This window comes from Micromonospora sp. NPDC049801, assembly GCF_040656575.1.
GTDB lineage: Bacteria > Actinomycetota > Actinomycetes > Mycobacteriales > Micromonosporaceae > Micromonospora.
Genome location: NZ_JBFAMS010000023.1, coordinates 60,805 through 85,035, shown reverse-complemented (window position 1 = coordinate 85,035; position 24,231 = coordinate 60,805). Strand labels below are relative to the sequence as shown.

At 66.7% G+C, this 24,231-nt stretch carries 21 protein-coding genes; 10 read left to right on the top strand and 11 right to left on the bottom strand.

The features are described 5' to 3' along the window. Window positions 1–1,086: 1,086 nt before the first annotated feature. The gene (locus AB0I89_RS30640; protein WP_357133841.1) at window positions 1,087–1,443 is read left to right on the top strand and encodes a PadR family transcriptional regulator; all 357 of its coding nucleotides are present in this window, start codon (window positions 1,087–1,089) and stop codon (window positions 1,441–1,443) included. 1,324 nt (window positions 1,444–2,767) lie between these two features. Here the strand turns inward: AB0I89_RS30640 and AB0I89_RS30635 are convergent. Further along, window positions 2,768–3,190: a DUF4259 domain-containing protein gene (locus tag AB0I89_RS30635; protein ID WP_357133839.1), complete on the bottom strand. Its 423-nt coding sequence runs from the start codon at window positions 3,188–3,190 to the stop codon at window positions 2,768–2,770. Between the two features lie 182 nt (window positions 3,191–3,372). On the opposite strand from AB0I89_RS30635, the gene AB0I89_RS30630 reads away from it, so the two are divergent. The 8 genes from AB0I89_RS30630 to AB0I89_RS30595 all read left to right on the top strand — a co-directional run bounded on the left by AB0I89_RS30630 (window position 3,373) and on the right by AB0I89_RS30595 (window position 13,714). Continuing rightward, on the top strand, window positions 3,373–4,677 hold the full coding sequence (locus tag AB0I89_RS30630; RefSeq protein WP_357133837.1) for a DNA cytosine methyltransferase: 1,305 nt from the start codon (window positions 3,373–3,375) through the stop codon (window positions 4,675–4,677). A 395-nt stretch (window positions 4,678–5,072) separates the two neighbouring features. Continuing rightward, window positions 5,073–5,468 (top strand): very short patch repair endonuclease, encoded by a 396-nt coding sequence (locus AB0I89_RS30625; protein WP_357133835.1) that lies wholly within the window; start codon window positions 5,073–5,075, stop codon window positions 5,466–5,468. 337 nt (window positions 5,469–5,805) lie between these two features. After that, the gene (locus AB0I89_RS30620) at window positions 5,806–8,163 is read left to right on the top strand and encodes an ATP-binding protein (protein ID WP_357133833.1); all 2,358 of its coding nucleotides are present in this window, start codon (window positions 5,806–5,808) and stop codon (window positions 8,161–8,163) included. After that, a complete protein-coding gene (locus AB0I89_RS30615; RefSeq protein ID WP_357133831.1) occupies window positions 8,160–9,830 on the top strand; it encodes a DEAD/DEAH box helicase family protein in 1,671 nt (556 codons plus the stop codon). The genes AB0I89_RS30620 and AB0I89_RS30615 overlap by 4 nt, the downstream gene beginning before the upstream one ends. A gap of 4 nt (window positions 9,831–9,834) precedes the next feature. Beyond that, the gene (locus tag AB0I89_RS30610) at window positions 9,835–10,419 is read left to right on the top strand and encodes a hypothetical protein (protein WP_357133829.1); all 585 of its coding nucleotides are present in this window, start codon (window positions 9,835–9,837) and stop codon (window positions 10,417–10,419) included. Further along, window positions 10,416–11,828, top strand: a complete 1,413-nt coding sequence (locus AB0I89_RS30605) for a hypothetical protein (protein ID WP_357133827.1) — start codon at window positions 10,416–10,418, stop codon at window positions 11,826–11,828. The genes AB0I89_RS30610 and AB0I89_RS30605 overlap by 4 nt, the downstream gene beginning before the upstream one ends. A 77-nt stretch (window positions 11,829–11,905) precedes the next feature. Continuing rightward, a complete protein-coding gene (locus tag AB0I89_RS30600; protein WP_357133825.1) occupies window positions 11,906–12,778 on the top strand; it encodes an Eco29kI family restriction endonuclease in 873 nt (290 codons plus the stop codon). 165 nt (window positions 12,779–12,943) lie between these two features. Then, window positions 12,944–13,714 carry a transposase family protein gene (locus tag AB0I89_RS30595; RefSeq protein ID WP_357133823.1) on the top strand — a complete coding sequence of 257 codons (771 nt, stop codon included), beginning with the start codon at window positions 12,944–12,946 and terminating at the stop codon, window positions 13,712–13,714. Here AB0I89_RS30595 and AB0I89_RS30590 read toward each other — a convergent pair. The 8 genes from AB0I89_RS30590 to AB0I89_RS30555 form a co-directional block, all read right to left on the bottom strand. Then, the gene (locus AB0I89_RS30590; RefSeq protein ID WP_357133821.1) at window positions 13,636–14,583 is read right to left on the bottom strand and encodes an S-4TM family putative pore-forming effector; all 948 of its coding nucleotides are present in this window, start codon (window positions 14,581–14,583) and stop codon (window positions 13,636–13,638) included. The genes AB0I89_RS30595 and AB0I89_RS30590 overlap by 79 nt on opposite strands. Continuing rightward, entirely contained in the window at window positions 14,580–15,440 is an 861-nt protein-coding gene (locus AB0I89_RS30585; RefSeq protein WP_357133819.1) for a CBASS oligonucleotide cyclase, read from the bottom strand. Before AB0I89_RS30585 ends, AB0I89_RS30590 begins: the two co-directional genes overlap by 4 nt. Before the next feature lie 14 nt (window positions 15,441–15,454). After that, window positions 15,455–15,955 (bottom strand): hypothetical protein, encoded by a 501-nt coding sequence (locus AB0I89_RS30580; RefSeq protein WP_357133817.1) that lies wholly within the window; start codon window positions 15,953–15,955, stop codon window positions 15,455–15,457. Further along, a complete protein-coding gene (locus AB0I89_RS30575; protein WP_357133815.1) occupies window positions 15,952–16,314 on the bottom strand; it encodes a hypothetical protein in 363 nt (120 codons plus the stop codon). Before AB0I89_RS30575 ends, AB0I89_RS30580 begins: the two co-directional genes overlap by 4 nt. Before the next feature lie 100 nt (window positions 16,315–16,414). Further along, window positions 16,415–17,326, bottom strand: coding sequence for an AAA family ATPase (locus tag AB0I89_RS30570; RefSeq protein WP_357133813.1), 912 nt, complete (start codon window positions 17,324–17,326; stop codon window positions 16,415–16,417). 118 nt (window positions 17,327–17,444) lie between these two features. Continuing rightward, complete coding sequence (locus AB0I89_RS30565; protein WP_357133811.1) at window positions 17,445–18,449, bottom strand: ImmA/IrrE family metallo-endopeptidase; 1,005 nt, start codon at window positions 18,447–18,449, stop codon at window positions 17,445–17,447. A 47-nt stretch (window positions 18,450–18,496) separates the two neighbouring features. Then, window positions 18,497–19,402, bottom strand: coding sequence for a hypothetical protein (locus AB0I89_RS30560; protein WP_357133809.1), 906 nt, complete (start codon window positions 19,400–19,402; stop codon window positions 18,497–18,499). Window positions 19,403–19,458: 56 nt separating this feature from the next. Beyond that, on the bottom strand, window positions 19,459–20,343 hold the full coding sequence (locus AB0I89_RS30555; protein ID WP_357133807.1) for a hypothetical protein: 885 nt from the start codon (window positions 20,341–20,343) through the stop codon (window positions 19,459–19,461). Between the two features lie 718 nt (window positions 20,344–21,061). On the opposite strand from AB0I89_RS30555, the gene AB0I89_RS30550 reads away from it, so the two are divergent. After that, window positions 21,062–22,144 carry an NAD-dependent epimerase/dehydratase family protein gene (locus AB0I89_RS30550; RefSeq protein ID WP_357133805.1) on the top strand — a complete coding sequence of 361 codons (1,083 nt, stop codon included), beginning with the start codon at window positions 21,062–21,064 and terminating at the stop codon, window positions 22,142–22,144. An 83-nt stretch (window positions 22,145–22,227) separates the two neighbouring features. On the opposite strand, the gene AB0I89_RS30545 is transcribed toward AB0I89_RS30550, so the two are convergent. After that, on the bottom strand, window positions 22,228–23,391 hold the full coding sequence (locus tag AB0I89_RS30545) for a hypothetical protein (RefSeq protein WP_357133849.1): 1,164 nt from the start codon (window positions 23,389–23,391) through the stop codon (window positions 22,228–22,230). A gap of 87 nt (window positions 23,392–23,478) precedes the next feature. After that, window positions 23,479–24,228, bottom strand: coding sequence for a ZIP family zinc transporter (locus tag AB0I89_RS30540; RefSeq protein WP_357133803.1), 750 nt, complete (start codon window positions 24,226–24,228; stop codon window positions 23,479–23,481). Window positions 24,229–24,231: the final 3 nt, after the last annotated feature.

Here is a 24,231-nt window from a genome sequence, read left to right as displayed (position 1 = left end):
CCCTGACCCAAGCCGGGGCCGGCACCGTGGCCGCCACCGTGGCCGCCACATGCCGCCGAACCGCCCCCACCCGCCAGCTCGCCGGGCCGGTAACCGTCACCCGCCCTACGGGCGCGAACCGAGGCGACCGGAACCGGACTGCGCCCCGATCGGGAAGCTGTCAGAGTCTGTCAGCCACGCTGTCCGGCGCCCGCGCCCGCACTCACACCGGCGGCATGCCGCTGTGAGTTGCTGTGAGTGGCGAACGTCTTCACGCGACCCGCCGCCGACTCCGGCCGGCGGAACTCGGCGATCAATCTTCAGCGAATTCCTACCACCGCCCGGAGCGGCGGATCAGCCGCAGTGCCAACTATCGCCGAAAAGTGACAGTTGTAGCTGACCGGTCACAACAACCTTCGCGCCGCCAGTCGGAAAGCCGAAGAGACCGGACGACTTGATCTTTGGGCAAAGGTGAGCGTCGATCGTGTCCACCGTCCGTCCGGTAGTCCGTGCCGGACGACGTGACCGTCGACGAAAGGACTCCGTCATGCCTCGTGAACGCCTCAGCCTGCTCGCCGTGATCCCTAACGACGTGACCGACCCGCTCCTGTGGCGGCTCGCCCTCGACGTCACCGCCGCCCACCAACCCGACAACCACGGCGACTGCCGCAACCTGCAGTGCGCCGGCCAGCGCGGCATGTGCGCTGCCGCCCGCACCGCCCGCCGAGCCATGAACTTCGCCCGGCCAGCACGGTCAGCAGCCACCTCGTCCACAACCCGGCGACCGCACGGCCGAGCGACCGTGTCAGCCTCCAGGTCGCTGCCGTTTCGTGGCTGGTTCACCACTTCGCCGGCAGAGTCGGCGGCGGACAGGCACCCGCAGCGATCTCCTCGGCCATCCTTGTCGGCGCCGACGGCCGCATAGGACGACACCCGGCCTGACCGGCAAGATCCGCCAGCGATTGCCCTTGTCTAGGACCGGGCCGGCGTTTCTCAGCGCCTGGCCGCCGGTATAGCTTCATCACCGACATATTGAAGCCATGGCCACACCCACGCCGCTGCGGGAGCCCCACCTTCCTGATTCTTACCGCGCTTGCGCGGGAGCCCATGCACGGTTATGGCATCATCAGCGACGTCGCCGCGCTCTCCGGCGGTCGGCTGGCGCTGCGGCCCGGCACCCTCTACGGCGCGCTTGATCGCCCCACCGACGAGGGGCTGGTCGAGCGGGACCACGAGGAGGTCGTCGAGGGACGGCTGCGCCGCTACTACCGGCTCACCGCAGCGGGCCGGTCCGTGCTCACCGCGGAGACCGAACGACTGCGCCGCAACGTCGAGGCCGCCAGCCAACGGCTACGGATTCGGCCCGCAGGCATCCCCGCCGCCGGCGGCACCTCACGCGCCCCTGTCAACCTCCCGGGGGCGATCGCCCGCCCCACCCTTCGACCGACCGGAGGCCTGGCATGAACCAGCCCAACCCTGCGCCGGAGCAGGCCGGGTCACCGCTGGAGGCCCGTTACAAGCGACTGCTGCGGGCCTACCCGGGTGACTACCAGGCCGAGCGAGGCGACGAGATCGTCGCAACGTACCTCGACACGGTCGGACCGGGGCGGCGCTGCCCCTCCCCGCACGGCGCCCTCGACCTCCTCGGCGCCGGGCTCCGGGAGAGACTGCGCGGGTACGGCGCCCTCGGGCTGGCCGCCGCCTTGCCACTGGCCGCGACCGCCGCGCTGAACACCCTCGTCGCGGTCGCGGCCTTCCTGCTCCTGCAGGTCGAGCTGAACGACCCCCGCGTCACCGGGCTGGACCCGGCGGGTCCGTTCCAGACCATCAGCGCCGTCATCTGGCTGGGCTGGCTGGTCGTCGGCCTCACCGCGACGGCGCTGTGCGGGTCTTGGGCACGAACCGCTGCGGCCGGCGGCCTCCTGCTAACCGTCGCACTGCCACTCGTGGCCGCTCTCATCGGACGACCCGACCGCCGCTGTCCGTGCTGCTCCCCGCCATCGCGCTTGGCCTCGCCACCCTCGCGCTGGCCTCTCATCCCAGCTGGATCGCACGAGGCCTGCCGCTCCTCGCGGCCGGCTTCGGAACAGCCGTATCCGCGGCTTTCAGCTCCGCCGAGAACGGCGGGAATTGGTTCGTCTCGTACAGCTCGACCCCCGAACTCATGGCGATGGCCGGGGGCTTCTGTTCGCCCTGGTCCTACTCGTCGGACTCCGCGCCCTGCGCGCCGATGACACCGGACTCTGGGCGACACTGCTCCTCACCACCCCCGCCGGTCTGTTCGGCACCGATCAAATCAGCCCGGCGATCTGGGGGACCAGCGGCGGCGGACACACCCCGGCGGGCCTCGCCGGTCACCACTGGATCATTGATTTGTCTCGCCGGCGCGGCGCTGCTCACAGTTGCCCTCGCGTGTCAGGCCGCACGACACCGGAGCGTCCGTCGACGAGTGCTCGACAACGCCTGCGCGACCTGCGGACACCGGCCGGAAGCGACAGCAGGGGCATGACCATCCCGTAGTCCTCAGCTACCCCGGAGGTGGCCAGGCGGGTTCGGGCGTGGGTAGCTGATCGTCTCGTCGGTGTCGGGTCGGAGCCCGGCCGCCCGCGGGGAGGCGTCGAGGAGCGCTTGGCCTGTCGACCTGCCCTCGGGACTCGAGGCTGTCGTACGCGGGCCACTCGCCGACGAACGTGGTGGCCTGGACGGGCGCAGCGGCCAGACCCAGTAGCGTGCCACGCGCCGCCAGGCGTCCGACTTCGCGCCTTGTCGCCCGGACCTTGCGCCGAGGCTATGGCCGCTCTGCGGCGAGGCTAATTCGGAGATCCTCAATGACCTCCAACGCATCCTCCTCTTCGATGTTGTCGGCCCACCGTAGGCGCCACCTCGACTCCTCGGAGAGCACCATGTCGAGCGCCCGCCTGGCCAGGTCGCGCAGCGACGAGTTGACCCGAATATCGTCGCTGCCGAGAAGAAAACGGGGGGCGTAGGCCGAGTCTGACGATGGTGTGCCAGTGAGTGCCTGGAGCACCGTCGCGGCGGCGGCGATGGCTTGAGCGGCGCCTTCCGGGGCGAGGGAGGGTCCTGTCATGACGGCCGCTGCGAGAGTCTGACGCACGAGGTCTAGGCGTTGGTCGGGTGCGCTGCCTTCGAGTGCTCCGCACCACTCGACGGCGTCGTCGTTGTCGAACGGGCCGAGTTGCCACGTCGCCATTGCTCCTCCTTGCGATCGCGTAACCAAATCACACTGCGCGCGCGCCCGGCGCTGAGGCTCGGATTCCGGGTTTCTCATCTCCCAGCTCGAGCTTGATAAGAGCTTCGGTTGAAGACTGCTCCGACCGCCCAGGGCAAGGCGTGTCACTAGGATGATCCACAACTCCGCGGTATGCTTCTGGCATGCTTGAGCCGCCAGAAGAGCCAGTCTCTGATCGCACTTCCGTGGAGTTGTTCGCCGGCGGTGGCGGTCTGGCGATGGCCGTGCATCGCGCGGGATTTCGGCCTCTGCTGGTGAACGAACTGGTGAAGTACGCCTGTGAGACGCTCACGGCCAACGCGGCCGATGTGAGGGGCGACGAGGAGCGGATCCCCGAACCTGGTGAGCGCTGGCCCCTGGTTCCGGGAGACGTGAGCGGCGTCCAGTTCGAATACTTGTGGGACCGGGTTGACCTACTCGCGGGCGGACCGCCCTGCCAGCCGTTCAGCCTTGGCGGGGTGGCCAAGGGCGACGAGGATAAGCGCAACATGTTCCCGGAAATGTTTCGCGCTATACGCAAGATTCAACCCAAAGCCGTCATCTGTGAGAACGTTCGCGGTTTGCTGCGTCCGTCCTTCAAGCCATACTTCGAGTACATCGAGCGTGAGTTGCGACTACCGTTCGTGAATCGCGACCCCAACACCACCTGGCGTGAACATGACGAGGTGCTTCGGGAACAGCTGGCCGAGGAGCCGCCAGATCCGAAGCAGCGCTACGACGTCGTGACGACGGCCGTCAACGCCGCCGACTACGGCGTTCCCCAGATCCGCAACCGGATCATCATCGTGGCGTTTAGGTCAGACCGTGGAGTCGACATCGAGCGATTCAAGCAAGCAGTGCGCCCGCGCTACTCCGAGACGGCGTTGATCCGTTCGATGATGGACGGCTCCTACTGGGAGCGGCACACGGACGTCCCCGGAGACGTCCGTGAGCGTGTCATGTCTCGGCTGCCTGACACTGCTCCGAAGGATGACGGCATGCTTCCTTGGCGCACTCTGCGGGACGCGCTTAAGGGGCTTGACGGTCAGCGCCCGCTACCCGCAGTCCCGTGGGACAGGCTCGACCGGCGTGAATACCGACTCGGTGGGTTCACCGATCACATCGGGTGGCCGGACGCGCGCATATACGCGGGCCACACTCCAAACGAGCTTGATCGGCCGGCTAAGACGGTGAAGGCCGGGGTGCACGGCGTACCCGGCGGAGAGTCGGTGATGTTGACTGACGATCTGCTGCCCGAGCCGGTCGAGGGTTCACCGTACGTGTACAAGCACCGATACATGACGGTACGCGAGACAGCGCGAGTCATGACCTTCCCGGATGACTGGAAGCTCATCGGACCGCGGGGTGAGCAGATGCGCCAACTCGGCAACGCCGTGCCCGTAATGCTTGGCGAGTTTTTCGCCCGAGCAATCGCAACAGCCCTCGACGAGGCCGAGAGTGAACGGTGACTTCGACGGCAGCCCGGTCCGACAACCGATGGGCGGACAAACCCCCGAGCCCAAAGGCGTGGAAGGGTCGGCAGGGCCGCACAAGGAAGGCGGCGTCGCTCGAACAGGACCGCGCCGCTGGCGGGTCAGACCGGCGCTGGGTCGACCTCGGCGACGGACGGCGGGCCCGCGCGTCCGTCGAACTCAAGGTGCTGCCCCGAACTCGCCGGATCCGAGCTTACCTACGATGGTCCGATAGAGGACGCTCCCCCGCCCGCTATCTCGGCGAGGTCGAGCACGCCACCCGAGCCGAGAATCTGGCCCAGGGGTGGCGCCTAGCCTCGGCCAAGGGGCTTCTCGCCGCGCCGCATGTTCCCGAGGGCTCTTGGGCGAAGAGCCCAGCCGTGCGAGCGGCCATGCGCGCCAACAAGGCCCGCGATACCGGTCCCGAACGGCGCTTACGCTCGGCCTTGTATAAGAAAGGCCTGCGTTACCGGGTCAATGCAAGACCGCTGCCGGGTCTCCGCCGCACCGCCGACGTCGTGTTCTTCGCCGCTCGTGTCGCGGTATTCGTCGATGGTTGCTACTGGCACGGATGTGCTGAGCACTACCGTCCCGCCCGGGCCAATGACCGGTTCTGGCGAGACAAGATCGACGGGAACCGCGCCCGAGATCAGGAAACAGGCCAACTGCTCGCCGAGGCTGGCTGGACGGTGATCCGAATCTGGGAACACGAGGATCCCACTGAGGCTGCCTGTCGGGTGGAAGGCGTGATTCGCGGACAGCTCCCGCAACAGCCTTGCTCGGAATGACCCTTGATGTCGATCCGCCGCTGCGATCTTCCGCCAGGGTTCACGCCGATGGGAAGAGGAAGATCGAAGGTCCGGAGTGGCCGGGGCTACCACCCCGGAGGTGAGGCGCTCCGATCTGCCTGGCGGCGACATGGACCGATAGCTCGCGAGCGATCGACGTGGCGCTGCAGCTGAGCCAGTGCCCGGGACCACGGCCATCGTGAGGTGGCGACGACCCAGCCGAAATGTCAGAGGCGCCGTCTAGTCTCACCCCGCCCCCCACGGCGCGGGGTTTGGTGATATCAAACGGATTGCCATCTGGTCGCCCAGCGGCGCGATACGACTGGAGACAACACATATGAAGATCACGCCCTCCGCCCGGATCCTCAGCATGCTGGGTGAGATCGACTTCGACCCTTGGCAGTGTGTCGCCGAGTTGATCGACAACTCGTTCGACGACTTCACAGAGATCGTGCGGGCGGACCAGCCATGGGCAGGCGGTTTCAAGGTCCGGGTCAGCCTGCCGGGACCTGCAAAGTCCTCCGAAGCGCGTTTGGAGATCGCTGACACCGGGCGGGGCATGAGCCGTGACATTCTTGAGCTGGCGGTGCGCGCGGGATGGTCCAGCAACGACCGTTACGACAAGCTGGGTCTCTTCGGCATGGGCTTCAACGTGGCCACCGCACGCCTGGGTCGCCGCACCCGCATCCTCACCACCCGCGCCGGCGATCCTGAATGGATCGGCGTTGAGATCGATCTTGACGAGATCGGGGATGACTTCGAGGCCACTGACATCAGTGAGCCTAAACTCGACCCGAACGACCACGGTACGCGGATCGAGATCAGCAAGCTTGACGGGGACCGAGCCGACTGGCTACGACGCAACGCCAACAACCTCCGCAAGACCCTAGGCAGCGTCTATGCCTGGCTGCTGGACAACCGGCCCTTTGAGCTGTATGTGCAGGGTGTGCGGGTCAAGCCCCGTCGCCACTGCCGGTGGGGCGAGGACAGGTGGATCACCTACGGCGCGGGCGCCAAGGCCGAAACCATCCCCGCCTACATTGAGATCAACGAGAAGTACGCCGATGCTGACGCCTGTGCCGACTGCGGTAACTGGCAGGAGCCCGACCGCGGTGCCTGCCAACGGTGCGGCGGTGGCCGCCTTACCCGACGCGAGCGGCGCCTGCTCGGCTGGCTCGGTGTGCAACGGCACCTGGACAAGCGTGAGTTCGGGATCGACTTCCTCCGTAACGGCCGCAAGATCCTTCAATGGGACAAGCGAGTCTTCGACTGGCAGAACCCCAACGATCCGCTGAGCCTGGTCGACACGGAATATCCCATCGAACTCGCCAACCAGGGCGGGAGGCTCATTGGTGAGATCCACCTCGACCATGTGCCGGTCGTCTACCAGAAGAACGCCTTCGACTATGGCGATCGCGGCTGGCGTGCAGCGATCGACTATATCCGGGGGGAGGGCCCCTTGCAGCCGGAGAAGGCCAAGCGCCTTGGGTATCCGGAGAACGACAGTTCGCTGGGCCGGCTGTACAAGGGCTTTCGGCGTAATGCTGTCGGCAAGCGACACCTAATCCCCGGCGACGGCCACGGGCCCATCCACGATGAGACCCGTCGCTGGGCGCAGCGGTTCCACGACGGCGACCAGCGCTACCAGACCGACGACTTGTGGTGGGAAGCCGTCGAGAGTCATGAAGCGCGGGCCAAACGCGGCAAGCTCGACACCGCCCAGCGGGACAATCCCGCCACCCACGACGAGGCGGCCGTCCTGGAGGCGCTCGGCTTGTCCAGTGGGTCGGGATCGACCGGCGAACCAGCCGGGCCGGATGGAACCACAACGCCACCCGAGCAGAATCGACCCGCCACCGCGCCGACGTGGAGGAGGGAGACTAGCCAGGAGCGCATCGAGCGTTTACGCGCGGACTCAGAAGTCATTCCGGAACTGTCACGCGACTTCGGCCTTGCCCGTTTGGGTTACTTGACCGTCGAAACGCGACGCTTGTCCAGTGCCCGGCTGGTCGATGAGGACGGCCAGACGACCCCGGTGCTGCTCGTTCAGGGCTCTGGCGGCAGTGCCACCGCCTTTGTCGATCCGATTCATGAGACGTTCGCCAAGCTCGGTTCTGACGTGACCGAGCCTTTGTTGATAGAGATCGCCGCCGTGCTGAGAGTGCGGGCGGACAGCTCGACGAGCCTGTCCCAGTTGGTCGCGTCGCTGCGGTCGGAGTGTCTTCCCCATACCGCGCTCAACGCCCACGCCGTCGTCGGTGAGGCGCGAGAGCTACTCAGCGTCATCCGCACACGCATGGCCGCCTGTGTCCAGGACGAACCTCATCGCGCCTTTCAGTACCTCAGCCCCGACGAAGTTAGCAGCGTCGAGAACGACATGATCGCCAACGGCATGGTCTCCCGCACCGCCACCCTGGGTGAGGACGGCGACTTCGTTTTGCACGCCCCGCCTCTCTACCTGGTGACACTTTTGGAGTCTTGGCCCGAGGCTTTCATGGACGGCAAGACGTTCACTAACCCCTACGCTACGTTGACTTCCCGCGCTGCCGCCCGGTTGAGCCTTGCCCGTACGGCCGGTCCGCTCGGCGATGTTGCGATGCTGGTGGAGCACCCGAACGCGGACAACCCGCTGATCTTGCAGCGAACTCGTCTGAGTGTGCGCATGCTCGATGACCAAATCGCGGCCGAAGCATGAGCGATGGATTCCTCTCGGTTGAGGAACTCCTCAAGGGTGGCCCACGGGGGCTTACTCATGCCGTAGAGCGAGCGTTGTGGCACATGGGCTTCTCCGACGTGCGGATCGTCGACGGCGCTGGCGATGAGGGCGCCGACCTGCTGGCCGTTCGTGATCGCGAGCAGTGGGTGTTGCAATGCAAGTGGTCCAGCCGGGGCGCGATTGGCCGCGAGGGCGTCGATGACCTCGAACGGGCCCGCACCCGCTATCGGGCCGACAAGTGCGTCCTTGTCACCAATACCGCTGTCAATTCACCCGCCATCCAACGTCTGGAAGCGTTGGGGTCCATCGGCGTGGGTATCCGGGTGTGGGACGGCCCGACCCTCGCAGAGTTGTGGCAGCGCATGCCGGATCGGGTGCCGGCCCGCTACGCTCTGCGCGACTACCAGTCCGCTGCCACCGCCGCCATCGAGGCCGACCTCGCCGCGAATGGCACTGCCTTGCTGATCCTGGCCACGGGGTTGGGCAAGACGGTGGTAGGCGGGGAGACCATTGATCGGCTTCTGCGAAGACGCCCTCAAGCTCAAGTTCTCGTCGTCGCACACATGAAGGACCTCGTCGAGCAATTGGAGCGCGCGATGTGGCGGCACGTCGACAAGCGTGTCCCCACCCGGCTACTCACCGGGGACACCAAGCCCCACACCCACGACGGCGTCCTCGTCGGCACCGTCGAGTCGGTGCTTGGTGCCGTGAGGTCCGGGTGGCGCCCCGACCTGGTCATGGTTGACGAGACGCACCACGTTGCCGAGCAGGGTAGGTTTGCGGAACTGCTTGACCTGTGCGGTGATGCGCTGACGTTCGGAGTCACCGCGACCCCATGGCGGGGCGACAAGTTCGACATCACGTCCCGGTTCGGTCCGCCGAGCTTCTCCATGGGGATCGCCGAAGGCATGCGCGCTGGCTTCCTGTCGGCCGTGGACTACCGGCTCTTCGTTGACAACCTCGATTGGGACACGGTCAAGGAAGCAAGCCAGCACGGGTACTCCATCAAGGAACTTAACCGCAAGCTGTTCCTGCCTCAGCGCGACGAGGAGATCGTCGAACGACTCCGAGACGCCTGGCGTTCGACCCCCGATCCACGGGCCATCCTGTTCTGCCAGACCATCGAGCACGCGGAACGTATGGCCTCCCGGCTCGCTGGCGCCGATCGGGAGTGGCGTTCAGCATCATTCCTGCACAGCGGTTTGTCGCGCCAGCGCCGCCAAGTCTTGCTCAACGAATTTCGGCTCGGCCGTGTCCCCCTCATCACCTGCGTGGACGTATTCAACGAGGGCGTCGATGTCCCCGATGTCAACCTCATCGCGTTCCTGCGCGTCACTCATAGCAGACGCATCTTCGTCCAGCAACTCGGCCGCGGGCTGCGGCTGAGCCCTGGCAAGAAGGCGCTCAAGGTGCTCGACTTCGTCACCGACATCCGCCGGGTCGCCGCGACCCTCGACCTTCGGCGATCATTGGACGCCGCTGAGACCGAGGACTTGACTCTGTCCCGGCGGCACGGCTCGCGGATCACGTTCAGCGACGAGACCATCGGCGACCTACTCGATCACTGGATCAAGGACGCCGCCAGTCTGGAGACTGCGGCCGACGAGGTGCGCCTGCAGTTCCCTGCCGACGGAGGAATCGACTAAAGCTATGGCAATACCCAAGGAAGTCGAACTGGACATCGTTTGGTTCCTGTACGCCGATGCGCGAGACCTGGACTGGGAGCACCTGTCTGACACCGAGAAGAGCGCCAGCTATGACCAATGGGCGCAGGATCCCCGCTTCACTGACCGTCTGTCGCTATGGGTCAAGACTCCTCAAGAACGCAGGGTGTGGATCAAAGACGGGCCCATGAAGGAGTACGCCCGGGCCCGCAACGGTGTAGGCAAGTACGCGGCCGTCCTGGATAGCCCTACCGCCGAAGTCAGCGACCACGTCCGTTCGGCCCTTGGGGCCGGCTGGGAGGTCGACCCGGACACCTTGCAAATCAAGCCGCTGAGGGTCGTCGCCCGCCGGGCTGATGAGGCCATCCGCTTCGCCTGGGCGCCCGCCAAGGACTTCAAACATCTCGTCTGGGCAGCGCTTAAGGCCCAAGCGTACGGTGACAGCTATCCCTGGGTTCTTTGCGTGGTCAGCTCGTTCGCGAAACCCGCCAGACGGGAGGACCGACTCTTGCATGAGAAAATCGGTGAGCGCTGCGGGCTGCGCGTTGCACACATTACGAGCCGCGAATGACCGACGAGTCACTTATGACCGCGTCCCCGGCGCACATAAGCGATCATCGGATAGCGATGGCGTGGACCAGGCTGGACGACCGCGCCCGCGACATGATCGCTCGCCGCAGCACCGGGCAGACCCTCGATGTCATTGGCACAGCCCACGGTGTGTCCAGAGAACGGGTCAGGCAAGTCATCCGCGACACCGAAGGTGCCCTGGCGACCCTCGCCGATGCTTGCTGGCCCGGGTGGCGTGACCGTGTGATCAGCCAGGCAGCCGCCGAGGTAGTTATCGCGGCGGAAGACCTCAGAGGGATTCCAGCTACCGGCGTCCCGGAGGCCAGGCGAGCTCTGCTACGCCATGTAGGTCTACATCCCTCGATTACCTGGGCCGGCCGGCTCGACGATCTGTGGAGCGTCTCGTCGACCAAACTTGATCGCGCGCTGCGTGACTTGGCCGCGCAGGCCCCTTTTCTATCCGGCGAACTACGCGAACAAGCGGCAGCGCTCGGCATCCCCTTCGCTGTGCCCGTAGAGCGGATCGCCGGGCATCCGTCCAGTCCACTGACTCGCGACTCGCGAGGCCACTGGGTCCGGCGCCGTGCTGAACAGCGTGACGCGGCCTACCTGTGGCTCACGCAAGAGGGCGAGCCCCGTGAAGCCACCCGCCTCGCTGACGCCATCCAGGCCACCAGCGTTCGCGCCATCGAAGAGGGCATGCGCCGCGACGAACGGTTCCGCAAACTCCAACCCGAGGGGCTCTGGGCACTGACCGAGTGGCCCCTGCCTCACATCAGTGGGCACGGCAATGCCCTCGACGCCATGATCGAGGTGCTACGGGAGGCGGCACCGCTTACGCGCGATGAACTCTTCGCCCGCACCGCCCAGCGCTACCCGGTCACCCGAAGCCGACTGCAGCAGTGCTTGCTCAGCGATCAGATCGGCGTCGACGGCGACGGCCGCCTTGACCTAGTCGAGAACGGCGCTACACCTGTGGAGGAGAGCGAGCCACGCCGTCCTCCGACCATGGCCATCGACCCGGGCGGACGCGTGCTCGGGGCGCGCCTGACCGTGGACAAGGACCTGCTACGCGGCAGCGGTGTCATCGTGCACCACTGGCTGACGTGGCGCCTCGGTCTCCGGCTCGCCCCGACCTCACGCAACTTCCGCCTCCGGGGCACCGATGACATCCTCACCGTGCGGCGCACTACCAGCGCCGCCCAGGTTTCCGCCCTGCGCGCCCTCGTGCAACCGATGGGTGTGACGGTGGGCTGCCAGCTAGCTCTCCTACTCCGCCTGGACGACGGCGAGGCGGACCTGCGGCACACCTGCGATCCGCACGCATGTCAGGCCCGCTCAAAGCGAGTGGCGTCGAGCGCTGAACACGAGGCAGTGAGAGCGGGGTCGCGCGAGCCCGACGATGGCTGACAAACTGGTTAGCCCCTTACCGTCCGCATCCTGCGGCGGTCCATCACCTCGACATCGGCCGACGGGGGAGCACAACCATGGTCAACCAGCAGGACGGACCACCCATCGCCATCCCGCCTGCGGCTACCACAGTCGAAGGGGCCGCGAAGGGCAAGGGAGCCAAGCGCAGGCGTAAGCCCCCGCGAAGCAAGAAGTGGTTCGCGAACGCGGAGCGGCCTGAGTTTTACGACCCGCTTACCCTGGTCAACCTCGCGCGTAGCGTCGAACTGGCCCTTCTTGCCGGCGACCCGGTGCCATTGGCCGCGGTCCCACCGTTCCTCGGCGCTGGCGTCTACGCGATCTATTACACCGGCCCGCACGATCTGTACGCGCCCATTAGCGACCCCGGCTGCCATACGCCGATCTACGTCGGGAAGGCTGTCCCCGCTGGCGCCCGCAAAGGAAAAGTCGACGGTCGTAACCAGACGGTCGCCCTGTGGGACCGGCTCGAGGAGCACCGGGATTCTATTGCCGCGGTCGATAGTCTCGACGTCTCCGACTTCGCAGTCCGGTACCTGGTCACCGTCGAGATCTTCATCCCACTGGCAGAGCGCGTCATGATTCGGCAGCTCAAGCCGGTCTGGAACCTTCAGCTCGACGGCTTCGGCAACCACGATCCCGGCAAGAACCGGCGCCTAGCCCAGCAGCGTCCCGCTTGGGATGAACTGCATCCGGGGCGATGGTGGTCAACGCACGAGACGATGCCGACGCCTTGCGGGGTTAGCCCGGATATCTCCCTCGAGCGAATCCGTGCCCACCTCGACGTTCACGGCAACCAGGACCTCCGGGCCCTCGCTGATTCCAACGCGCTAAAGGGATATGGCCAGAGAGACCTCCTTCATGACGTCGCCGTGGAAGAAGAGGCGACGCGGAACAAGGAGACGGCGCAGGAGTTTAAGGCGGCTGAGTGAAGGTCCCCGAAGAAAGCGTTGCCGTCGTATCAGCCTCGTCTGGTTATTAAGCTACCTTAATGCTGAGGATTCGGAATTCTCTCTGGCGGCATCATCAGGTCCAGCAAAGGGACGTCTCGTAACCCCGGTGTCTGTCTAGTCAGGACGATCCGTCAGGATCTCTGGGTGCAGGTGATCACCGCAGTCAAACTTGACTGGATCTTTCCGTTCACCGGACTGCAGTCCGCCCAGTTCCCCACGTTGGTCCGGCTGGTCGCCGAGCGTGGCGGTGTCGCCGACGGCCGGCCGGGCCGGCAGTGGGCCCTAGACCTCGCCGATCGGGTGCTGCTGGTGGCCACCTACTGGCGCACCAACCTAACGATGCGCCAGATCGGTCCGCTGTTCGGGGTGTCGCACTCTGCGGCGCATCGGGTCATCGACACCCTCGCGCCGCTGCTGGCCCTGGCGCCGGTGCGCAAACGGCCGGTCGAGCAGATCGCGATCGTCGACGGGACTCTGGTCCCGACCCGCGATCACCGGCTGGCCGCCCGGAGCGAGAACTACCGGTACTCGACGAACCTGCAGATCGCCATCGACGCCTCCACCCGCCTGGTCATCGCCGTCGGCGACCCTCAGCCGGGCAACCGCAACGACACGATCGTCTACCGCACCTCAGGCATCACCGAGAAGCTTCACGGGCGGCCGGTGATGGCCGACAGCGGCTACCGCGGCAACCCGGAGGTGATCATGTCGTACCGCAAGCCCTCCGACGGCAGCGAGACGTCCCTTAGTGTGGACTCGCACTTTCGGTCGCGCCGTTCAGTAACTGGTTTGAGGCAGGTCGAATGTTGTGCCGAGCCATGGCCCGCGTATGCAGGTCATCCTGCTAGTCGTCGACGGTGGCCTTCAGCTGTGCTGGCGAAGTCACGTTCGTCGGCGTCACGATGGCGTCGATAGAACCATTCGGGCACCCGGGCGGCATCGAGGCGAGTGCGGAAGATACCGTCCTGGATGTCCCGGGTGATCTCACACAGCCTTCGCCTGTCCTCATAATCGATCGGACCCGGTTGTGCCTTACGTAATTCTGTCTGCACCAGCCCCGATAGCCGATCGCGTTCGTTAGCGACACGACGCTGCCCTGCCCAAATCTCGTGGGCTAGCTGAACAGCTGCCAACGACGGGATGAAGAAGCTGAGCAGCGTTTGGACGACGGCGGCGCCGGTGAGCAACCCGGCGAGGAAGCCGATGGCTGCCCAAAGGATCGCGGCGGTCGCTACCCAGTTGCTATAGATGCGGCGCAGCCGGGCGTCCCAGGCAAGGTTTTGATCTTGTGCGATGAGGACGTCATGGGGGTGATGAACACCGTTGGTGGGGTCGTACCAGCCGCTGGTGATCCTCCTGTCGCGGGTTCCGCCTGGCTTAAGGCCGCGGGCAAGTCTGAACACGTCGTGATCGGCCACTGGGTCGCCGGCAACGGCGTGCCGCCACGGCATCTGGAACAGGGTTGTGTCAAACGCCTCTTGAAGGAGGGCGCCCTCCCGGGCCGTTGATGAAGCCCAGCTCTTCAGGATGAACGCTGAGATCAGGAACCAGATGAACCCGCAGATCGCGGATGCGTTGCGGCCATGTCCAAGGAAGGTCACGACGAGACCGCCGGCGGCCAGCATGATCGCCAAGGTGTTGCGTACAGCCTCGATGATCTGGCCACGCCGATGGCTGGTCGAGGCAGCACGCTGCAGCAGCAGCAAGTCGTCGTCGAGCTGCCGTTCATGGATCGGCCGGACTGGGACGCCGCTGGGCCCAGCGGCGACATTCTCGGTGGTCACGGACGGGTTATCCGATCCCCGAACAGCTTCTTCCATTCGGTGTACGCGGCGCGGTCCTGCCCCTCGTCCTCAAGGTCGACGGCATGCTCGGCAATCTGCTGCGCTTGGCGTAGCGCGGTAGTGGCGGCGAGCTTGTCGGCTGGGGTCATCACGGTGTTGACGTCTCCGCCGAGTCCGGCCGGGTCGGGCCAGGTCTCGTCGATCCGGTCGGCGGCGGTGGCCAGGAAGAGCACAATCTCGTCCTGGTAGCGACCGACCGGAGTCTTGACGATGGTCTGGGCCATGACCTCGAGCAGGAAGGACGGCGAGACCGGCTCGTCGAGCTCCCGGTTGATGGTTTTGATCATCTTGACCAAGGGGACGTACTTGCCGCCGCAGTCGTCGTTCTTCGCGATGCTCAACTCATGGTGCCGCTTGGGGTTGGTCGCGATCCAGGCGCCCGCCGAGGGCTCAGGGATGAAGTAGCCGCCGTTGGTGCGCTTGAAGGCTGGTACGGCCTCGATCGACATGACATCATCGCCGTAGGGGATGACGATGGCCATGCCATCGCGATAGGCCTCGGGCCACCGCTCGTTGAGCAGCTCAAGAAGGGCGTTGAGGACGTCTAGCGGCGGCTGCTTGCGGTAGCCCCCCTGCGGGCCGCTTGGGGCGATGACGAGGAAGATGTCGACGTCCTTGAGCTTCTTCGTCTTGGTATCGCGCCGGTAGCTTCCGGTGAGGAAATCGTCGTCGAGGTCCCACTTCTCCCGGACGAAGTCCCGCATGGCGATGTGCCTGGAGGATGCGAGCTTCTGCTCGCTGGTGGTGATCTCGAGGTTGCTCTTCAGCTTGACGAAGGCGTCGTCGATGTAGCTCATGGTCTCGTCTCTGATCAGTGGTAGTAGCGCAGCCTGGCCGAGGCGTCCGGGGCGGAGCCAATGGTGCCGAAACTGAGGCTTTGCAAGTCGCTGGTGGAGGCGCGGGTCGTCGCTCTCCAGCCATCCTGTTGGCTGTGCGGGCCGTTGAAGGTGCATACCATCTTGAAGGTGGTCCCGGCTGGCACCCGGTCGAGCTTGGCCCGAAACCGGGCAAAGCGGGCGCGCGAGGTGGTGAAGTCGGCATCGCCGGTGCCGGATGCGGCGTAGGCGACGGGGAACTCGATCACCGGCTTCGCCGCCCCCGTCGGCGGATGGCACTCCAGCACGACCTGGTTGAGAGAACCCTCGGCGATCCAGGCCTTGATGGCGTTTTCGTAGATCGGCCATTGGCGCTGCAGCGGGCCGGCGCTGATGCCAAGGTCGGCGAGGATGTCCCCGATTGAACCGAGGATTACTTCGGTGAGATGCGTGGCCGTATGAACCCGTGTATAGCTGTAGGTCGAGGTGGCCGTCATCGTCCCGCCACCGCCTTCCGCAGAGCCTCGGCGTCCACCAATGCGCCGGACGCGGGGGTCTTGTCAGGTGCGGGAGGCGCCTCATCGGACAGGCAGGCGTGACCGGCGACAGCGTCGGCGACAACCTGCTTGTGTGGGTCAGGGGCCGGCAGGTAGACGGTGAAGGACGTGGCGAGCGCCGCGCCGGGGAGGGCGTTGAGGTTCTCCTCGGTACGCAACGCCTTTGCCCCCGAGATCGTGGTGATCTCGCAGTGCGCCGCTCCGGCGATCAGTACGACGGGGTGCCTGTCAAGGTGTCCGCCAGCGATGAGCATGTGCCCGGCCGGTGCCGCCGTCCGCATGGCGGCCTCGGCTTCCACTCGGGTGCAGGCTGCGGAAGTGGCCACTGTGTCGGCCACGAGATTGGTGATTACCTGCCAAGTGGCGGTCGCGCTGCGTACGGGTGACGCGGCGATGGTCCTACGCCGCAGCATCGTGGGCCCCCTTGTGCTCGGTGGGGTCCTCGGCCACGACGAGGCTGATGGTGTCCGCCAGGTCGTCGAGGGTCAGCCTTTCCGGGTCCAGGACGGTGTCGAGCCGCCGAGCGAGGGCCTGGAAGACGGTCTTGCGGGTGCGGCGGCCATCGAGTCCGAGGGCGCGGTCCGCGACAGTGCCGAGCCGGGCGTCGTCGGCGAGGTTGCGCAACTTCGGGTACTGCTCACCGAGCCGAATGAGCGTGGAGCGCAGGATGGCGAGCAGCGCAGGCTGGTTCGGCAGCGGCACGAGGATCGCGGCGTCCGAGCGGGAGAGGAACGCCTCGTCCAAGGCGTCGGTGAAGTTGCTGGTGGCCACGACGAACAGGTGAGGGTGCCGCTGGGCGTTGCGGTCCAGCGCGGTCAGGACGGCGTCGGTCGCCCTGTGCACGTCCGCCGGGTTGGCGGCGAGCGACGCCGCCGACCGGGCCACGGCCATGGACTCCACCTCGTCGAGCACCACCACCGTGGGCATGCCGTCGGCGGCGAGTGACGGCAGGTAGTCGCCGAGGAGCTCGTCGACCCGCTGCTGGGACTGGCCGTGCTCGGCGCTCATCAGCCCGTGCGGGTTGACCTCGATCAACCGCACCGCGCGGTCGCGCACGTACATGGCTAGCTGCTGCGGCAATCCGCGGGCCAGGGTCGTCTTGCCGGTGCCGGGCGGCCCGTACAACGTGACCATGCCGTGGAGCGCGGTGGTCACGAACGGCACGGCCGGGCGTACCATCAGCGCCAGCAGTGCCTGGTTCCTGATCTGATCTTTCACAGTGTCAGGGACGATGATCGCGTCCCAGAGGATCTCGTGGCGCTCGTCGTCGCGGACGATCTCGTCCGTGACGACACACTCCTCTACCTTCACGTGCGGGTGTCCCCCTCATCGATCACCGGCCCCCCGACCGGCGGGAGCCGCCGATCGGCTCCGTCAGGGGCAGACGACCTAACTCCCGGGACTTGTCTGGCGGCGACGCGAGGGTTGGTCAGGAGCAGCTGACGCAGCGGTCCGCCGGACCAGTGAACGCGCGGCTGGGCAGGGATAGAAAGCACGCGTCGCATCGGCGCTCGGTGACGGCCGGGGCGCAGGCACATCGCTCGCAGGCCGGGCAGGCTGGTTCGCGGCAGCGCTCGCATCGGGTTGCAAAGGCCGGGAACTCGTGACCGCACTCGGGGTAGCTGCAGGTCCACAACGTCGCAGTCGGGCCAGCATCAGGGGACGAGAGTGAGAAGGTCTCCCACGGGGCGTTGTCTACGACGGCGACAGCGACGAGGAACCCGTCCATCGGCACGACCTGGGCGTGTAGTTCCTCACCGAGAATCCCATCGCGGTATAAAAGGCGGGTTCGACCAGTGGCCCGGCCGGAGGGGCGAGGCAATGCGTCTCGAACGACAGCCGCCGAGGACTGATCGGTGCCGCGGCGAACCGGAGGCAGTCCGTTGCTTGCCGCGAAGGACACCTTTCCCACCTTGTCAAGGAGGACGACGTGTCCAGGAGCGGTGAGTCGCTGGCTCGCCCGCACACACACTGCGGCCCTCGACGCTGACCCTGCCGCCCACAGGTCAGCAACACTCTGTCCAGAGGGCCCCTGGGGCCCGATGTGGACATTGACGAGACGGTCCGGCAGCAGGACCTCCGCTGCGAAGGCGTCACACGCGGCGTCTTCTAGCGCCAATCCCCCGTCAGCCTGTTTCAGAAGCAGTTCCATCAGGCCGATTTGGGTGCGTTGCAGATGGTGCCCCAATTCGTGCAGGCCGGTGAACGCCTGGCGTCTCCGGCTAGTGGATCGGGCGATCGCCAGTACCGCTGGTCCCGTCCCTGCAAAGTAGGCGCCCGCCACACTGCATCGCGGCACATTCAGATCCTGCTCAACCTCGATGTCGGCGCCGAGTCGGACGGTGATGTCGGGCCAGGTTGCCAGCTCCGCCAAGGTGTCCTGCCGCAGAAGGTCGGCAGCGCCGTGTCGCAGCTGTTCCAACTCGTCGAGCATCGTACGGGCTTGAAGCGCCGCGAGGTCTCGCGACATCTGAATCACTGCTACTCCAGCACCATCGAAAAATATCTGTCGATGCGCTCGGCCCACGCGGGCTGGGCTACGCCACCCGTCTGCCGGGCGGCCAACTCGTATACTCCGAACGCGGCGACCTGCCACACATCACGTTCGTCACAACCCCACTCGAGCGCAAGGCGCGAGACATTTTCCCTACAGCGCGGCATGCTCAATGCCTGCACCAAGTCCGGCGGTAACGACGGGTTGGCGTTCAAGATCTCCGCTACGGTCAAGCTGAGCATGGCCGCGAGCCCTCGCGCTTCCCTCTCGCTGGCTGCGGCCTGGCCTCGGCGAATCGCCAAGGCTCGCTGCGGGGCCACGCCAAGTTGCTGTATCAAGTCGCTTATGGTGACCCCTGCAGCCGCGATCAAGTGACTTAATCGTCCTGTTCCTGCCGGTGCCCACGTTGCTTCCTCCAGAGTCGTCATCGCATCTAGAAGCCGGCCGCGAAATTCAGCGAGCGGATCGATAGCGCCGATCACTCGCCTTCCCCGGACCGCCCCATTTGCGGTGGCCCATTCGACCAAATTGAGGGTCGGATCAAGCCTTGTGTCGCCGATCTGACGGTCGAGGGCACACACGGGCACGTTGCGAGATGCCCCAGCCCAAACAGCGATCGGGCTGTTGAGGGTTGTGAGTGTGGGGGGCAGTACGACGGTGTCGACATCACCGAACGCGTCCTCCAGCGAAGCCGGAGCGGCATCCACCTCGCTGGCATCGACATGTAGCAACAGCACCAACTCGGTGACATCCGCCCAGCGCGCGCGCCAGAGCTGGCCGGGACGAGGGGGCCCCGGCCTCCCGTTGAATATCTGGAGAACCGGGTCTGGAACCCGGTCATGCGACAACGCTTCGAGCAAGCGGGCCCGAGCGATACTCTCGTGGGCGGCCATGGCAGACACCTCTTTCGCCCAATCAGGCACTTCTAGCCTCGACATATCCGGACGACCTAACCGTCAGGCAACTCGGCGCGGCATCGCTCTGCTAGCCGAAGAAGCAGTTCGTCCCGCGCTGCATCATCTACGGTTGCGTCGCGCAGCTTTGCCGCCAGGGCATGCCCAACCGCAGTCGCCGTTGCTACGCCGAGGCCCAAGAGGCCGGACCATCGGCGCGGCTCAGCGAGGTGCGGCAGCAGGAGCCGCTCGTTGGCAGAAAGTCCTCTCCACAGCAGCTCGACCTTATCGGCTTCGATGTCACTCGAAGAACCGGCCTCGTGCAACTCGGCACCGTGCAGCCAGACGTTGTCCGTCTCGAGCGGGGTAAAGACAGGAGGCCGGAGCAGCGCAAACCGCTGCTCGACGAGCCATGCTAGATCCTCGATCGCGACGGATCCTGCGGCATCCGTCAAGGCTGCCTGCGCTACCGCAAGGATCGCCATCCTTGCTTCGCGTGGTGTGGGTCCTGATTCGGGCAAGCGGCCGAGGGTGAGGCCACGCACCGCCATCGTGGCCTGCGCGAGGACCTGGCGGTCACCCTGCCATGGCCTGTCGGGGCATCCCGCCAAGATCCAGCGCAGTGGTGTCTGGCTTCGAGTGAATCGATCATCTCCGCTCAGGAGGGTCTCTAGCCTGCGCCGAAGTTTGCCGCGCTCGGTGCCCTTTGCTTGGTCAATAAGGAAGTTTCGAATCGCTGCCAGTAGCAAGCGCTCGAGCGACTGCCCGTCGGTTGCCTTCACGTAACAGGTCAGAACGAACTTATGCCCCGAGCCCGGTCGACTGAACATATCCGCAAGCAGATTCTCGACCGCCTCGTCGTTCCACGTCGAGTAGCCGTCGGGTGGGGGGAAGCTGTGCGAGCGCACAAATTGCCGACCAAGCCGCACCAGCAACTCCACTGTGGCAGGGCCAGCTCGACCAGATGACCTGAGTTCCGCAAGAGCGTGCTCGCCGTGCGAGCGGCTCTCGTTAAAGCTCACGTCGGGCACGGACCGCTGCCCGACGACACCCACTCCCACCCGCACACCGTCTTGCTGCCGCGTCATTCAGACCTCATCCAAGCCAGTCGTTCCCCTAACAGGAAACGACTGAACGACGATGAGGTCACGGCCTAGTTGCATAGTCGGCGTGAGACGTACGGGTTGCCGGTTGGGCAACCTAGTGCCATGAGCTCGCCAGCGTCTCAGGGCTCATCCTCAGCGCTGTCTCGGCCACATCCGACGGCACGATCAGGCGAGCACCCCGCGATGGGCGCCAGCCCACATAGGATGTGGGCCATCGCGTCTACACGTGAGAAGCCGCAGGTGAACCCGGCCATAATTTCGACGAGTGTCTATGACGCGCGACCGCGCCTATGGATTAAAAGTCCACAGCTCTGCCATTGAGCTAGCGGCCCGCGCGCTCAGGTTACCTGACAGTCAGCGATGCCGGCTCTCGGCTTCCGGCCGGCCGTCGATGCCTCGTCAGAGCACCTCGCCCTTGATCGACTCGCCGTCCGGGAAGTCGGGGTATCCGAGTGGCCGGGACGCCCCGGTTTTCGGGAAATTGAGTCGATCAAGAAGGCCGCGGCGGGACACACGGTGGTTGAGCTGGTCCTGGGCGGGTACGGGGTCGGGCATGCGGATCGTGGTGGTGGGGGCGAGCGGCAACGTCGGTACGGCGGTGCTGCGGCGGCTGCGCCGGGAGCGCGGTGTGGAGCTGGCCGGGGTGGCCCGGCGGCTGCCCGGACCGGATGCCGGTACGCCGTACGACCAGGTCGAATGGCACTCCTGCGACATCGGTGCGCCGGCTGCCCCGGCTCAGTTGGCGGAGATCTTCGAGGGCGCGGACGCGGTGGTCCACCTGGCCTGGCAGATCCAGCCCAGTCACGATCAACGGATCCTGCGGCGGACAAACGTCGACGGCAGCCGGGCGGTGTTCGAGGCGGTGGCGCGGGCCGGGGTGCCGGCGCTGGTGTACGCGTCGTCGGTCGGCACGTACGCGCCCGGCCCGAAGGACCACCCGATCAGCGAGCGGTGGCCGGCCACCGGAGTGTCCGGCTCGTCGTACAGCGAGCACAAGGCCGAGGTCGAGGCGCTGCTGAACGGGTTGGAGCGGGAGCACCCGGCCCTGCGGGTGGTGCGGCTGCGACCCGGTCTGATCTTCCAGAGGGACGCCGGCGTGGAGATCACCCGGTACTTTCTCGGCCCGTTCGCGCCGGTACGACTGCTGCGCTTCGGTCGGATTCCTCTCGTACCCACGAACCGGCGGCTGCGGATGCAGGCGGTGCATGCCGACGATGTGGCTGACGCGTACGCCAGGGCGGTTCTGGGTGATGCCCGCGGCGCTTTCAATGTCGCCGCAGACCCGGTGCTGACGCCGGAGCTGGTGGCTCGGCACTTCCATGGTTGGACGGTGCCGGTCGCGGCGCCGGTGCTGCGGGTGGCGGCGGCGCTGACGTGGCGGGCGCGGCTGCAACCGGTCGACGCGGGCTGGGTGGAGCTGGGGCTGAACGCGCCGCTGATGTCCAGCGAGCGGGCGGAGACCGAGTTGGGCTGGACTCCCAAGATCGACGCGTTGACCGCGCTGAAGGAGCTGTTCGCCGGCATGGCCGGTGGCGAACACACCCCCAGCCCGCCCCTGTCCGCCGCATCCCGGCAGCCCGGCCGCCCCACCGGCCTCCTGGCGGGCCGTCCCCCAGGCCAAGGAAACCCCTACTGAGGTGATCAAGAGGTTCGCGTCACCAGACGGACGAAATCTGACGCAAACCTCTTGATCACCGGGCCAGAAGACCAGAAGGGGGGTCAGGTGAGCGCCGCGCCTAGGAAGAAGATGCCGGGGTGGCCGGGGGTCTCGAACTTGCCGCTGGGGTTGCGGCGCAGGGTCGAGTTCTCGATCTTCATGGTGCCGGTGCGGTTGTTGCTGACGAAGAAGATCGCGCCGCCGCCCTCGTTGGCCCTGTTGTTCTCGATGATCGTGCCGGCGATGCGGACGGCGAACTCGTTGCCGTCGCAGTAGATCGCGCCGCCGCTGCCACCGCCGGGCGTCCCCGACTTGGCCGGGTTGGCGCCGTTGCCGATGGCCTCGTTGTTCCGCAGCAGGCTGTTCAGCACCGTCCACGACACGCCAATGCTGCTCAGCGCCCCTCCGTTCGAGCAGGAGCCGCCGTCGAAGGTGCTGCTCACGACGTACACCGGCTTGTTCTCGTACTGGCTCAGCACCCGCACGGCCGCGCCGCCCAGGTCCGGGCCGGTACGGTCGCAGCGGTTCCGAACGAAGCGTGAGTTGACGATCTTGAGCCGCCCGCCGCGGACGAAGATCGCGCCCCCGCCGCCACCCTCGGCCCGGTCGCCCGTGGAGTTGCCGTCGGCGAAGGTCAGGTTCTGCACGGTGAGCTGCGGGTGGTCCTGGTTCTGGCAGTGCGAGGTGGTCCAGCCCTGGGCCTCGTCGCAGGTGTTCAGGTAGAGGATGCGGCGCTGTCCCTGGCCGCTCAGCGTGACCTTGCCGCCGCCGTCCAGCACGACCTTCGGCCCGTTGGCGTTGCGGACCTTCGCCGTCGCGGCCATCTTGATCGTCACCGGGGCCGGTCCACAGTCGAACGTGATGACGCCACCGGCGGCGACCGCCTTCACCACGGCCGCGGAGGTGCAGCTCGCCGGGGTGCCGGTGCCGACGGTCCGGGTCGGCTTCGAGGTGTCCACGGCACGGGCCTCGGTGGGCACGCTCGCGTGGCCGTTCGGGTTGCCGGCCGCAAGCACCTTGGCTGCCGAAGTGGTCGGCTTCGGGCTGGCGCTGGCCCCCGGACCGCCGAGGCCGTCGCGTCCCGCCGGCACGACGTCCTGGTCGCCGGTCGCCACGGCCTGCGGCGAGGCGGGCGGCGTGGCGTTCGGCGTCGGCGCGTCGGACGCGCACGCGGGCAGGGTCGCGGTGGCGACACCGAGGACGAGCAGGGCGGCAAGCGACGTCATGCGCACCCCGTGACTCTAGGAGTCGCGACGCCGCGCCGCCGAATCCGCCGGGCCAGGTTTAACCCCTGGCTAAGGCTCGACCCGCGGTCAGGCGTGGGAGAGGGCGAACGCGGTCAGGAAGCCGGCGACCGTGATGAGACCGACCAGCAGGTGGGCGTTCTCGAACGCCTCCGGGACCATCGTGTCGGTGATCATGGCGAGGATCGCCCCGGCCGCCAACGCCGTGATGGCCGCCAGCACCTCCGGTGGCGCGCCACCCAGCAGCGTGTTACCGACCAGCGCGGCGAGCCCGCTGATCAGCGCGATCCCGGTCCAGAGCAGGAACACGTACCGGCGGGTCCGGCCGGCCTGGCGCATGCCGGCCGCGCTGGACAGCCCCTCCGGGATGTTGCTGAGGAACACCGCCACGACCGTGACCAGGCTGACCGCGCCGCCGGCCAGCAGGCTCGCGCCGATCACGACCGATTCGGGTACGCCGTCCAGCAGCGCCCCCACGGCGATGGCCGACCCGGAGCCGGGTTGCTCGCCCTCGGAGGGCTGCTGACCGCCCGAGCGCTTGCGGTGTCGCGCGCCGCGCCGGGCGAGGCCCACGTTGGCGAGGGTGTACGCGCACGTGCCGCCGGCCGCGCCGATCACCGTGGGCAGCATCCCGCCCTGGTCGTGCGCGACCTCGATCAGCTCGTACGAGACGGCGGAGAGCAGCACGCCCGCGCCGAACGCCATGACCGACGCGATGAGCCGCTGGGGCACCCGCGCGAACCAGCCGACCGCTGCTCCGATCAGCAGCGCCGACCCGGCCAGCAGTCCCCATCCGCCCGCCTGCAACCACTCCGGCATTCC

Bases quoted from the DNA above. Each gene is read 5' to 3' on its own strand.
- AB0I89_RS30640 (WP_357133841.1), top strand. From the start codon at position 1,087: ATGCACGGTTATGGCATCATCAGCGACGTCGCCGCGCTCTCCGGCGGT.
- AB0I89_RS30635 (WP_357133839.1), bottom strand. From the start codon at position 3,190: ATGGCGACGTGGCAACTCGGCCCGTTCGACAACGACGACGCCGTCGAG.
- AB0I89_RS30630 (WP_357133837.1), top strand. From the start codon at position 3,373: ATGCTTGAGCCGCCAGAAGAGCCAGTCTCTGATCGCACTTCCGTGGAG.
- AB0I89_RS30625 (WP_357133835.1), top strand. From the start codon at position 5,073: ATGCGCGCCAACAAGGCCCGCGATACCGGTCCCGAACGGCGCTTACGC.
- AB0I89_RS30620 (WP_357133833.1), top strand. From the start codon at position 5,806: ATGAAGATCACGCCCTCCGCCCGGATCCTCAGCATGCTGGGTGAGATC.
- AB0I89_RS30615 (WP_357133831.1), top strand. From the start codon at position 8,160: ATGAGCGATGGATTCCTCTCGGTTGAGGAACTCCTCAAGGGTGGCCCA.
- AB0I89_RS30610 (WP_357133829.1), top strand. From the start codon at position 9,835: ATGGCAATACCCAAGGAAGTCGAACTGGACATCGTTTGGTTCCTGTAC.
- AB0I89_RS30605 (WP_357133827.1), top strand. From the start codon at position 10,416: ATGACCGACGAGTCACTTATGACCGCGTCCCCGGCGCACATAAGCGAT.
- AB0I89_RS30600 (WP_357133825.1), top strand. From the start codon at position 11,906: ATGGTCAACCAGCAGGACGGACCACCCATCGCCATCCCGCCTGCGGCT.
- AB0I89_RS30585 (WP_357133819.1), bottom strand. From the start codon at position 15,440: ATGAGCTACATCGACGACGCCTTCGTCAAGCTGAAGAGCAACCTCGAG.
- AB0I89_RS30580 (WP_357133817.1), bottom strand. From the start codon at position 15,955: ATGACGGCCACCTCGACCTACAGCTATACACGGGTTCATACGGCCACG.
- AB0I89_RS30565 (WP_357133811.1), bottom strand. From the start codon at position 18,449: ATGCTCGACGAGTTGGAACAGCTGCGACACGGCGCTGCCGACCTTCTG.
- AB0I89_RS30560 (WP_357133809.1), bottom strand. From the start codon at position 19,402: ATGGCCGCCCACGAGAGTATCGCTCGGGCCCGCTTGCTCGAAGCGTTG.
- AB0I89_RS30550 (WP_357133805.1), top strand. From the start codon at position 21,062: ATGCGGATCGTGGTGGTGGGGGCGAGCGGCAACGTCGGTACGGCGGTG.
- AB0I89_RS30545 (WP_357133849.1), bottom strand. From the start codon at position 23,391: ATGACGTCGCTTGCCGCCCTGCTCGTCCTCGGTGTCGCCACCGCGACC.
- AB0I89_RS30540 (WP_357133803.1), bottom strand. From the start codon at position 24,228: ATGCCGGAGTGGTTGCAGGCGGGCGGATGGGGACTGCTGGCCGGGTCG.